The 12,682-nt window shown below is 27.6% G+C and carries 15 protein-coding genes; 14 read left to right on the plus strand and 1 reads right to left on the minus strand.

Features of this window, described 5'->3' with window-relative positions; genetic code table 11:
- The first annotated feature begins 8 nt into the window (after positions 1-8).
- From ACAG39_12255 to ACAG39_12320, 14 genes are all read left to right on the plus strand, one after another.
- Positions 9-803: an amidohydrolase family protein gene (locus tag ACAG39_12255; GenBank protein MEZ0537993.1), complete on the plus strand. Its 795-nt coding sequence runs from the start codon at positions 9-11 to the stop codon at positions 801-803.
- 67 nt (positions 804-870) lie between these two features.
- Complete coding sequence (locus ACAG39_12260; GenBank protein MEZ0537994.1) at positions 871-1,146, plus strand: AbrB/MazE/SpoVT family DNA-binding domain-containing protein; 276 nt, start codon at positions 871-873, stop codon at positions 1,144-1,146.
- Positions 1,146-1,406, plus strand: a complete 261-nt coding sequence (locus tag ACAG39_12265; protein ID MEZ0537995.1) for a hypothetical protein — start codon at positions 1,146-1,148, stop codon at positions 1,404-1,406. Before ACAG39_12260 ends, ACAG39_12265 begins: the two co-directional genes overlap by 1 nt.
- Positions 1,407-1,522: 116 nt before the next feature.
- Positions 1,523-2,002 (plus strand): 2-C-methyl-D-erythritol 2,4-cyclodiphosphate synthase, encoded by a 480-nt coding sequence (gene ispF / locus ACAG39_12270; GenBank protein MEZ0537996.1) that lies wholly within the window; start codon positions 1,523-1,525, stop codon positions 2,000-2,002.
- Between the two features lie 51 nt (positions 2,003-2,053).
- Entirely contained in the window at positions 2,054-3,223 is a 1,170-nt protein-coding gene (locus ACAG39_12275) for a DNA double-strand break repair nuclease NurA (protein ID MEZ0537997.1), read from the plus strand.
- 14 nt (positions 3,224-3,237) lie between these two features.
- The gene (locus ACAG39_12280) at positions 3,238-3,819 is read left to right on the plus strand and encodes a hypothetical protein (protein MEZ0537998.1); all 582 of its coding nucleotides are present in this window, start codon (positions 3,238-3,240) and stop codon (positions 3,817-3,819) included.
- Positions 3,820-3,836: 17 nt separating this feature from the next.
- On the plus strand, positions 3,837-5,477 hold the full coding sequence (locus ACAG39_12285) for an ATP-binding protein (protein MEZ0537999.1): 1,641 nt from the start codon (positions 3,837-3,839) through the stop codon (positions 5,475-5,477).
- A 19-nt stretch (positions 5,478-5,496) separates the two neighbouring features.
- Complete coding sequence (locus ACAG39_12290) at positions 5,497-6,765, plus strand: exonuclease SbcCD subunit D (protein MEZ0538000.1); 1,269 nt, start codon at positions 5,497-5,499, stop codon at positions 6,763-6,765.
- 13 nt (positions 6,766-6,778) lie between these two features.
- Entirely contained in the window at positions 6,779-9,355 is a 2,577-nt protein-coding gene (locus ACAG39_12295; GenBank protein MEZ0538001.1) for an AAA family ATPase, read from the plus strand.
- 44 nt (positions 9,356-9,399) lie between these two features.
- Positions 9,400-9,738, plus strand: a complete 339-nt coding sequence (locus ACAG39_12300) for a YbaB/EbfC family nucleoid-associated protein (GenBank protein MEZ0538002.1) — start codon at positions 9,400-9,402, stop codon at positions 9,736-9,738.
- Between the two features lie 14 nt (positions 9,739-9,752).
- Positions 9,753-10,352, plus strand: coding sequence for a recombination mediator RecR (recR, locus tag ACAG39_12305; GenBank protein ID MEZ0538003.1), 600 nt, complete (start codon positions 9,753-9,755; stop codon positions 10,350-10,352).
- A gap of 73 nt (positions 10,353-10,425) precedes the next feature.
- On the plus strand, positions 10,426-10,677 hold the full coding sequence (locus ACAG39_12310) for a hypothetical protein (protein ID MEZ0538004.1): 252 nt from the start codon (positions 10,426-10,428) through the stop codon (positions 10,675-10,677).
- Between the two features lie 183 nt (positions 10,678-10,860).
- Positions 10,861-11,829, plus strand: a complete 969-nt coding sequence (locus ACAG39_12315; protein MEZ0538005.1) for an aldo/keto reductase — start codon at positions 10,861-10,863, stop codon at positions 11,827-11,829.
- 109 nt (positions 11,830-11,938) lie between these two features.
- On the plus strand, positions 11,939-12,124 hold the full coding sequence (locus ACAG39_12320; GenBank protein MEZ0538006.1) for a pro-sigmaK processing inhibitor BofA family protein: 186 nt from the start codon (positions 11,939-11,941) through the stop codon (positions 12,122-12,124).
- Here ACAG39_12320 and ACAG39_12325 read toward each other — a convergent pair.
- Positions 12,065-12,652: a hypothetical protein gene (locus tag ACAG39_12325; protein MEZ0538007.1), complete on the minus strand. Its 588-nt coding sequence runs from the start codon at positions 12,650-12,652 to the stop codon at positions 12,065-12,067. The two genes, ACAG39_12320 and ACAG39_12325, sit on opposite strands and share 60 nt — an antisense overlap.
- Between the last annotated feature and the right edge of the window lie 30 nt (positions 12,653-12,682).

A 12,682-nucleotide genomic window follows, 5' to 3' on the forward strand; every position in this document is an offset into this window, starting at 1 on the left:
ATTTACAAATGATAATTGATTTTCATACACATTGTTTTCCAGATGATTTAGCCCAAAGAGCAATGAAGAAGTTATCACAAAATTCCTCACTTTCCTATTATCATAATGGCACAGTAAATGGATTAAAAGAGGTAGCTAAAAAAGCTAAGATTGATAAATGTATAGTTTTACCAATAGCCACAAAGCCAGAACAAACTCAAACAATTAATAGATGGGTAAAATCCATTCAAGATGAATGTATAATAAGCTTTGGGACTATACATCCAAAATATCAAAACTGGCAAGATGAAATTAATTGGTTAAAAGAAAATAATTTTAAGGGAATAAAATTTCATCCTGATTATCAGGACTTTTTTGTAGATAGTAAGGAAATGTTCCCAATATATGACGCAATAATTCAATGCGGTATGATTATGATATTCCATTGTGGTGTTGATGTTGCATTTAATCCACCATATCATTGCACACCAGACAGGTTGATTAATTTATTAAATGAGTTTCAAGATGCTAAGATTGTTGCAGCACATATGGGTGGATATAGGTTTTTTTCAGATGTTCAGAAATACCTAATAGGTAAAAATGTTTATCTTGATACCTCATTCTTTTTTGGTGAGGAATATGTAGGAAATATTGAAGATATTTTAAAAAAGCATGGAATTGAAAAGATATTATTTGCAACAGACTCACCATGGAAAGACCAAGCAAGAGAAATTGAATATATTAGAAATTTAAGGTTAACAGATGATGAAAAAGATATGATTTTAGGTAAAAATGCTATGAGATTATTAGAATTAAATAATTGATAGAAGAAATAAAAAAGATTATAATAAAGTTAGAAAGTTATACATTATTACTTGGAGTTGATTGTTGATGTTAGTTGAATTAAAACAAAAAGCTCAAGTTACAATACCAAGCGAAATAGTTAAAAAAATGAAACTTAATCCAGGAGATAAATTTGAAGTTGAAGAAAAGGATGGTAAAATTATTCTTACACCAGTAGTTGTAATTCCAAGAGAACAAATATGGTTCTATTCTAAAGAATGGCAGCAAGGAGAAGTTCATGTTGAGGAGGATATAATAGAAGGTAAATTCAAATCAGCTTCTACTAAAGAAGATCTCTTTAAAGATTTGGGGTTAGATGAATGATTAAGGTTTATTATACTGATTATTTCGTTGAAAAAGTAAATGAATTATCCTCTGATATTAAAAAAATACTAAAACAAAAACTCTCATTGATGGTTGAAAATCCAAAGCATCCTTCTTTACGTTCAAAAAAGATTAAGGGAAGTGATAATATTTTTGAAGCAAGTATTACAATGGAGATAAGAATGACTTGGCAGTATTATAAAGATGGAATATTACTTAGAAATATAGGAGAGCATGATAAAACTCTTAAAAATCCATAAATATTTAATCTATAAAAGTTGGGCTAAAACCCAACTTTTTTATTTTTCAAAGAATAAGCTTAAAATATTTGCTAAAATAATATTAATCTAAAATATTAATTTGAAAGGTGATATTAATGTTTAAAATTGGCTTTGGTTTTGATGTTCATAAGCTTGTTGAAGGAAGAAAACTTATTCTTGGTGGTGTTGAGATACCTTTTGAAAAGGGGCTTTTAGGTCATTCTGATGCTGATGTATTATTACATGCAATAATTGATGCAATAATTGGAGCATTAGGACAAGGAGATATTGGAAAGCATTTTCCTGATAATGATAATTCCTATAAAGATATTAATAGCTTGATATTGTTAGAAAAAACTAAAACACTTCTTGAAAATAATGGATTTTCAGTTGTAAATATCGACTCAACAGTAGTTGCACAAAAACCTAAAATACTTCCCTTTACAGAAAAAATGAAAGAAAACATAGCAAAATGTTTAGGGATTGATATAAATATGATAAATATTAAAGGTAAAACAACAGAAGGTTTGGGATTTGAAGGAAGACAAGAAGGGATTTCAGCATATGCAGTTGTTTTAATACAAAAAAACGAATAAATGTTTGTGAAATTCTTTTTAATTTGATAAAATAATTTTAGGTGATATTGAATGATTGATATTAATAAAATTACAGAAGAAATAAATAATAAATGTAAGAATATAACCCGATATAATAATAGCTTGCAAAAAACTATAGAATTATTAAAGGATTGGTTTAAAACAACTAACTTTGAACAAACAAATTTTATTTTAAATAAGCTTCCAGACAAAAATTCAAAAAGTGAGCTACTTCTTTGTTATCCTACAAGATCAAATAGTATATATGAAAAGCATAAATGTAGCAATATTGAAGAATACTCTGTTGTTGCAGTTGATGGAAGCAATACTGATATAGATAGACATAATTTAATTTTATATTACTTATTGAATATTGCACTGGTTGAGATAGACTATAACAAAGATTCAAGTTCTTTTTTTCACCAAACTCAACCATTTGTTTTTATAGATGAAGATGTAATATCGCAAAAAAGTGGTTATTATGATATAAAATCAACTGCTGAAATATCAAAAGAAAGACAAACTTTGGAGTTTAGATTTATAAAAGATTATGTAAATAGAAAACTTGATAATGATAGAGTAACAATAGTCCTTTTTGATGGAAACCTTATAAACTGGGCTGAAAATAGACAGGATAATAGATTTGGAAGAAAGCCTTATGAAGAGATCGAAGAGCTTTTTAAGTTATCAAAAAATAAAAACATTGTAATATGTGGCTTTATATCCTCACCAAAAAATACTTTACTTTCAAACTTATATAGAGTTAACTGGTGTCCATATAAAAAATTAAGATGCCAAAATTGTGAGGAAAGTTTTTTTTCAGAATGTATAAAATATAGCAAAATTAAAGATTGGCTATTTTTTGATAACCTAAATGAAGGAGAGTATACTACATTTTTTTATTCATTTGGTAGAGAAAGCGATATTTTATTTCCAACAGATGTTGTTTTTACGTACTTAAATACAGGTAATGAAATTGCAAGAATTGAGCTTCCTGCATATCTTTTAGATGATAATGAAAAGGTGCAAAGGGTAATTTCAGCAATATTTCATCAAACAAAGCTTGGTTTTGGTTATCCTATATCTTTAACACATGCTCATAATCTTTCAACAATTACTAATGCTGATAAAAAGACCATTGAAGGTATTATATATTCGGTTATAGAAAATAATTTGCCATTTTCAAGTAAAAAAATAAATAAATTGAATAGAATAATATGACTTGGGGTGAAAAAATGGATACAATAGGAGAAATAGTTTTAGTAGATTTTTCTTCTATTACGTGTGAGGCAAAAGTATATGACAATATTCCAACACCAGGACGATTTATTAAGTTTTTCATAGATGATATTTGTGTTTTAGCAATATCAACAAAGTATAGTATATCAAGTATTGAAAAAGATGGACCTGCTAAGGCTTTATGGAAGGATAAAGAAGAAGTAAAAAAGCTTTATCCACAAATGGATATGATGCTAAAAGGCTATTTTAATGCCATAGTTATTGGATATATTCAAGATAATTCATTTAAGTATGGGCTTCCACCAAAAAGCATAAGCATTCATACCTTAGTTTATGAAGCAGAGGATAAAGAAGTTTTATTAGCAACTCAAAGTAGCATTTTTTTACATACCATTTTAAAAGAAAAGGATATAGATATTTTTGAGGTAATACCAAATGCTTTATATTTAGCATATTTAGTAAGAAACAAAGATGAGAATTATCTTGTAGAAATAGGTAAAGAGTTAAATATGTATTTAAAGTATGACTTAAATATCTTAACACCAATAATTGAAAGATTAGAAAGCTTAATATACTAAAAATGGAGTGAATACATATGGCTGATTTGGGTAAAATAGTTTCTGGTTCTTATCTTGAAGGGTTAGAGATAAAGCTTGATGATATTAGCCTTATTGAAGATATAAGAATTGGCAGTATTTTAGTTTGTGATGGCATTAAAAAGAAATATTATACAATGCTTTTTGATGAGATTATTGAAGGTATGAATAAAACAGCCTTAATTGAGATGCCTAGGCCTACAAACAGTATTTTATTAAATAAGATAATTAATAACTCTTCTATATATACAATTTTAAAGGCACAACCAATGTTAGCTTATAATAAAGAAGACAGAATAAATGAACCAATAAGAAATATACCATTGCATTCAACAAAAGTAAGAAAAGCAACACCAGATGATATATCTGACGTTTTTGGAAAAAGCGATTTAACAAAAAGATTTTATCCTATCGGAAGCCCCATTGATATGGGACAAGAGATTGATGTATGTTTAGATATTGATAGATTTATTGAAAGAAGTAGTGGTATATATGGAAAAACTGGGACAGGTAAATCATTTATAGCTCGTCTTATAATGGCAGGTATAATACTATCAGATAGGACATCTTTGCTTATATTTGATGCTCATTCTGACCATGGTAAAGATAGTGTTGATGAACAGAATAGAACTGTAAAAGGTCTTAGAACTCTTTTTGGTAATAAAATTCAACTTATGACAATTGATTACAATAATAAATATGCTAATGTAATTCCAATTGAGATAAATGTAGAAGATGTAGAGATTGGAGATATTCTTTGTGTTGCTGATGAACTAAATTTAAATGAAACAGCAGAACAGGTTATGATTGCCCTGAAAAATAGATTAGAGCCTCAAGGAAGGCATTGGTTAAAAGAGCTTCTTACAAATGGCAATAGCTTAATTGATGAGTTTGGAGAGGATAGAACTGTTTTTGATAGACGTTCATTAGAAGCATTGATAAGAAAACTTGAGAAGTTAAAAGAGCTTCCATATCTAAAATATGATAGACAAGCAGGTAATGATTCTATTGATATAATTCTAAATTACTTACAAAAAGGTATTAGCGTTGATATTATGTTTGGCTCACAAGAGGATTTACTTTCTTATCTATTTGTTACAAATGTTTTATCAAGAAGGATTTTTACAAGATATATGCAGCAATATGAAATAGCTTTGGCAAAAAAGCAAAATACAAAGGATATTCGACCTTTGGTTATAGCCATTGAAGAGGCTCACAGGTTTTTAGCACCTGAGATTGCAAAACAAACCATCTTTGGCACAATTGCAAGGGAAATGAGAAAGGCTAAAGTTAGCCTTATGTGTATTGACCAAAGACCATCACAGATTGATTCTGAGATTGCATCTCAGATAGGAACAAGAATAATTCTATCATTATCAGATGAGTCAGATATTGCTGCTGCTTTATCAGGTATGAAAAATGCTAAACAACTAAGAGGGATAATAGAATCGCTTGATACAAAACAACAAGCCCTTGTTATAGGGCATGCAATTCCTATGCCAATAGCAATAAAAACCAAAACTTATGGTCAGGAGCTTTATGACTATATATCACTTTATAGCTCTAATGAAGATATTCAAAAGGTTGATGAAGTGCTTTATAATGAAGCACAAGAGTTTTTTAAGCAGTTTGATTACTAAAATTTATGGAGTGATTATTGTGTTAAAGATTGTCCATACTGCCGATTTACATTTTGGTGTAACAACATATAGCAAAGAAACTCCAGATGGACTTGGTTCAAGAGTTTTAGACTATTTCAAAACGTTTACCCAAATTAAAGATTTTATTTATGAAAACAATGTTGATATTCTTTTAATAACTGGTGATATTTTTAAAGATAGAGAGCCAAACTCAACTTTAAGAAATAAGTTTTACAAAGAAGTTTTAGAGCTTTCACAAAGAGGAGTTATTTGTATAATAATACCAGGAAATCACGATATGCATCCATTTGAAATAAAGGACCATAATATCAAAACATTGCAGATTTTTGATTTAGAAAATGTTTATATAATGGATAAAAATTTTCAAGAGTTAATAATTGAGAAGAATAACCAGAAGGTAAGATTTATTTCTATTCCATATCCTTATCCAGAAAGGATTTTAACATTACTTGATAAGAAAAATATCTCAGAAGAAGAGATGTCTTTGTTTTTTTCAAATTACATTGAACAAAAGATAAATAATATGTTAGAAAGTAGCCCTGATATTCCTACAATTATAGGTGCACATCTTACAATGTCAGAGGCTACTGTTGGTAGCGAAAGAGGTATTATGTTAGGAAGGGATATAAAAGTATCTTTGTCAGCCTTTTTAAACCCCAAAATATCATATGTGGCTTTAGGCCATATTCATAAACCACAGATTTTAAATGCAAAAGAACCTTTAATTTCTTATTGTGGTAGCCCTGATATTTTAGATTTTTCTGAAATATCTGATAAAAAAGGTTTTATGTATTTAGAAATAAATGAAAATAAACTAATTTATAGCTTTATAAACACAAAAGTAAGGCCATTTTTTGAAATAAAAATAAATCTTACTGAGTTTGATGAAAATGAAAATTATGAGGAAAAAGTATTTTTAAATATAGATAGATTTATAAATAAAGTAGAAAAGGAAGGTATTAATTTTAAGTCAAGTATTGTTCGAGTTCTTATATATACAACAAATATAATAAAAAAGAATTTAGATTTTAAAAAAATACAGGAATATATTGAAAAGAAATGTTTTTATCTTTCAGCAATAAACATTGAAGTAATTGATAACAAGAAGGACTTTAGGATTGTTGACATTGATGAGTCTACAAATCCATCTGAAGCATTTAAAAAATATCTGAACTCGCATCTAAAATATAAAGATTTAAAAAATAAAGACCAAATTATAGAAAAATTTAACCAATTGTTTATGAAAAATAATAACTCTTTATCATAAGGAGAGCAAGTTTATGAAACCTCTTTATCTAAAAATTGAAAACTTTAAATCATATAAAGAATCAAACAATGAGATTGATTTTGAAAGAATACATATTGCATGTATCTCGGGAAATAATGGAAATGGAAAATCTTCAATAGCAGAGGCCATTTCTTGGGCTTTATTTGGTGAGTTTGAATCGGTATATAAAAGCACAAGAAAAGGTAAAGCTGAAGAAGTCGAATTTATCAATACTGATAAAGATTATATGCTTGTTGAATTTGAATTTATGTTAAATAATACAACATATAAGGTTATAAGAAGGCTAAATAGGAAAAAGAAAAAGGATATTCAGCTTTATATAAAATCAAATAACAATTATATTCCATTAACAGAGGCAACACCTACAAAAACTCAGCAAAGAATTTTAAATATACTAAAAGTTAATTTTGATACATTTTTACAGTCAGTATATCTATCACAAAAAAGAAGCTCTGATTTTATAACAGCCGACCCTTCTGAAAGGAAAAATATATTATCACAGATACTTGGGCTTGATATTTATGACTTAATAAACAAAGATGCTAAAGCAGAAAGAGACCTACTAAAATCAGAGATAGATAAAATTGATGTTGAACTTAAGATTCATGACAAAATAGTTTCTGAAAAAGAAGTAACTTTAGAAAAATTAAGTAGTCTAAACAATGAAAAAAATAATATTGAAAGTAAGATTTTATTTCTTGAAGAAGAAAGAGAAAACTTAAATAAATCTGAGGCTGAATATATTAATAAGTTAAGCAAAGTACAATTGAAAGCAGAACAATTAAAAAAATTAGAAAATGATAAGATTTTAATTTTGAAAAAAATAGATGAAACTGATAAAAAAATAAATGAAATAAGTGTGCTACTTCAAAATCAAGAATTTTTATATCAAAAAACAATAGAGTTAAATCAATTAAAACAAAAACATCAAATATATTTAGACAAACAAAATAGGTATAATAATATCACAAATGCTATTGAAGCAAAAAAAGGAGAATTGAATGCTTTAATACAGCATCTTAATATTAATAATGAAAGGATAAAAAGCATTGATAATGAAACACAAAGGCTTACTAATGAAATAAATGCTATTAAAAATAGCTATGATAATTTAAGAAATGATTTAAAAGAGGTTGAAAAAAGCTTAGAATTAATTGAAAATGAAAAAAAAGAACTTGAGAAATTAAATAATACTTTGATTGATTTACAATCAGAAGAAAGAAAGGTTGAAAAAAGATTATCTGAACTTAGAAATGAATACTCTTCAATAAATTCAAATATTTTTGACAGATGTCCACTTTGTAAAAGACCAATTACCAAAGAGGACAAAGGGCATATTTTAAATGAAATTATAGAAGAGGGCAAAAATTTAAAAAAAGAAAAAGAAACATTACAAAAAAACGTTGGTGAGATAAAAGAAAAAATTAAGAATATAAATGTAGCTATACAAAAAGAGAACCAATATAATTCACGTAAGCTAAATATAATGACCAAATTAAATTCAGGAGAGAAAATTATTGAAAATAATAAGTCAATTATTGATAAAAACAATGCCGAAAAAAATAATTTAATTAGCCAAAACCAATTACTAAACCAAAAGATTAATACAACTCAACAAGAGATTATTGAACTTAATAATCAATTAAATATTTTAGATTTTAATCCCAAAGAATATCAGGATTATATTAAAAAGATAAATGAGCTTGAAAAATATCAAAATGAATATAATCAGTTAGAAAAAAAGAAAGAACAACAAATTTATTATATAAATACATTAGAAAACTATAAAAATGATATTGATAAAATACAAAAAGAAATAAATGGACTCAAGAAAGAAATTGATGAATTAGACCAAAAGAATATTTTGAATATGATTGAAAAGATAAAGAAAGAAAATGAGTCCATAAAACAGCAAATTAACAATAATAGGGATATTTTAAATAAGATTATAATGGACTTAGGTGAATTTGAGCAAAAGAAAAAGCAAATTGATATATCTGAAAAATTAATACAAGAAAATCAACAGAAATTAAAAGAATTATTAATGAATAAAGATATCTTAGATACAATAATTGAGATAACAACTGATAAAGGTATAAAAGCTGAAATTATTGCAAATACTTTACCACAAATTGAAGATGAGGCTAATGAAATATTAAAAAAACTTACTGATGGCAAATTTTCAGTGAAGTTTTTGACACAAAGAGAAACTTCAAGTGGTGAACTTGAAGAAACACTATCCATCCAAATAGAAGATATTAATGGAACCAGAAATTATGAACTTTTCTCAGGTGGAGAACTTTTCAGAATAAATTTTGCTTTAAGAATTGCATTATCAAAGGTTTTGTTAAAAAGGTCAGGTGCAAGTATTAGAATGCTTATTTTAGATGAAGGCTTTGGTTCACAAGATGAAGAAGGAAGACAAAATATTATAGAGTGTCTTAATGCAATTAAAGAACAATTTGATTGTATTTTGGTAATTACACATATAGAAGAATTTAAAGATGCATTTGAGCAAAAGATTATTGTAAAAAAAGATATGGAAGGTTCTAAGATTATTGTTGTATAATATAATAGATTGTTTGATAAATGATTTTTAAGGAGGTTTTAAATATGTCTAAAAGAGGATTTCCTGGTATGGGTGGCTTTAATATAAATCAATTACAAAAACAAGCCAAAAAAATACAAGAAGAGATTGAAAAAACACAACAAGAACTTGAAAGTAAAGAGCTTGAAGTAACAGCTGGCGGTGGTGCTGTTAAGGTTGTAATTACAGGTAAGAAAGAGCTAAAAAGCATTGAAATATCACCTGATGTTGTTGATAAGGATGATATAGAAACATTACAAGATTTAATATTAGCTTGTGTTAATGAAGCAATTAGAAAAGTGGAAAAAATGGTTGAAGAGGAAATGGGTAAAGTTACAGGTATGGGGCTTCCAGGATTATTTTAGAGGCTGGTATAAATATGGTTAATAAGGATAATGCAATCAACAAACTTGTAAATGAGCTTGAAAAGCTACCTGGTATTGGTTTAAAAACTGCTCAAAGGTTAGCTTTTCATATTATCAATATGAAGACTGAAGATGTTAATTCTTTGGCAAATGCAATTCTCAGTGCAAAGAAAAATATAAAGTTTTGCAAAAACTGCTGCAATTTTACCGAAGAGGATTTATGTTCTGTTTGCAGTGATCACAAAAGAGATAAAAGTATAATTTGTGTTGTTGAAGACCCCCAGGATGTTGTAGCTATGGAAAAGGTAAAGGAGTATAAAGGGCTTTATCATGTTTTACATGGGAGTATTTCACCACTCAAAGGAAAATACCCAGAACAACTAACTATTGATGTCCTATTAAAAAGGCTTGCAAATCCTGAAATAAAAGAGGTTATATTGGCAACCAACCCTGATGTAGATGGAGAAGCAACAGCATCTTACTTGGCAAGGCTATTAAAGCCAATGGGAATTAGAGTGACCCGGATTGCACGAGGAATTCCAGTTGGTGGTGATATTGAATTTGCTGATGAGGTTACCATTCTCAAGGCATTAGAAGGAAGAAAAGAAATTTGAAGAAAAGAAATTAAGGTATACTTAGATATATTAATATCATAATATAAATAGAGATTATTTATGGAGGAAAGCCTTGAGATTGGAGTTAGTGGATAGGCTTGGTGTGAGTCTTCCTATATTAAACTACAAAAAGATAACTAAATTACATGACTATGATGTTGATTATTTAATTTTAGAGCTAAAAAGGTATTTAGAACATGCCGAATCCCTTTTTAATACAACAGATGACCAAGATTTAGTGGAAATTGCTATTTATAAGCAAATTCTTGCTGAAAAATGGCTGAATTATATCTACAAAAAGTTAAAAACAAATAATATATCTTAAAATTTTGCCCGGAAGATTTATTCTTTCGGGTTTTTATTTTTAACTTATATTAAATATTATTTAACTATAATAGTGGCTTAAATTATAAAAATATATTTTTGATTAGATTAGTTTAAAAACATTTGAGAATCATGAAAAAATATGCAATAATATATAAAATATTAAATTAACGAGGTGTTTATAATGATTTATAGAACCATCCCTAATACAGACCTCCATGCTTCAGTTATTTCCATTGGTACAGCCGAAATAGGTGGTAGCATTGATACTGAAACTTCATATAAAATTTTGGACTTATATATTGAAAAAGGCGGTAATCTAATTGACACTGCCCATGTTTATGCAGATTGGCATAATAAAGAAAGAAGCTCAAGTGAAAAAACAATTGGTAAATGGCTAAAACAAAGAGGTAATAGGGATAAGGTTATTTTGGTTACAAAAGGTGGACATCCTGAGGTAAATACAATGCATATTTCAAGACTATCAAGAGATGAGATTCTGAAGGATATTGATGAAAGTCTTCAGTTTTTAGGTGTTGACTTTATTGATATTTATTATCTTCACAGAGATAATACAAAAATACCAGCTTCAGAATTAATTGAGATATTAAATGAAAAAATAAAGGAAGGCAAAATACGATATATTGGTTGTTCAAATTGGAGATGGGAAAGAATAGAAGAGGCAAATTCCTATGCAAAATCAAAAGGACTTAAACCTTTTGTAATAAGTCAAATTCAGTGGAGCTATGCAACAATAAATCCAGGTTCTATAAAGGATAAAACACTTGTTGCAATGGATGAAAATGAGCTTGAGTTTTACAAGAAAAATAAACTTCCTGTTGCTGCATTTACCTCACAAGCTATGGGCTTTTTTAGCAAGTTAGATACTGTTGGAATAGCTGGATTAAAGCAAGATGTTAAAGATATATATTTAAATGAAGAAAATTTAAAAAGATATGAAAGATTAAAAGAAGTTGCAAAACAGCTTAATACAACTATCTCAGCAGTTACACTTGCTTATCTTACATCACAAGAATTTCCTGTATATCCCATAATAGGTCCTAAAAATATAGAACAACTTGAAGATAGCTTGAGTTATGCTGATTTACAATTAGATAAACAAACAATTGAGTATTTAGAAGGGATAAAATAATCTAAATAAGGCTGAACCAAAATTAATGGTTCAGCCCTTTACTTTGTAATTATTTATGTCAAATCTGAATATAAATTTAATAGAAAATATTTAAATGGAGTTAGACAAAATGAAAATAATTGAACTTATATTTTCTGTTTTACTTTCTTGTATTTTTATAGTGGTATTTAATTACTTATGCAATGATTATGGTATGCATATTGGATTTAATATTTATAATGTGTTATTCATTTCTTTAATAGGTTCTGCCGGTCTTATTGGGGTTGTTTTTATTTCTTACATTTTTTCTTTGTGAATATGTGAATTCTGGTAGTTTTATAATATTCCTTTTTTCGAGAATTCCTACAACAAAGCCTAAAATATTTGATACTGGCAAGAAAAATACAGAAACAAGGTATGCATTTTTTAAAATCTGTATATTGTGCATTATAGAGGCTTTTGATTCTGCCCAAGAGTAAATACCTATAAATGGCGAATTCCATACTCTAAATAGTACATTTTGCCAAGATGTATTAATTCTCCATTTATTATCAAATGATAATGCATTATAAGCCAAAATAAAGATTATTACTGATGGAATAACAGCAATTAATGTTGCAATTATTCCTTCTTGCAAAGTCAAATTTTTCTTACTCTTTGCATAAAATCTTCCACTTGACCAAAAGCCATAGCAATATAAGAATGAGATAATTATTCCTGTAATTAAAAGTGCTGTTGGACGTTTAAATAAACCAAAATACATATACATAAAAACAAAGAAAATAAAAAATGTAAGAACATGATTTTTAAAAATGTGCAGCGAATATAGTAAAGTTTTTTTCATAAATAATGCCTCCTACCTTAGCTTATAAAA

Source organism: Caldicellulosiruptoraceae bacterium PP1, assembly GCA_041320695.1.
GTDB lineage: Bacteria > Bacillota > Thermoanaerobacteria > Caldicellulosiruptorales > Caldicellulosiruptoraceae > JBGGOQ01.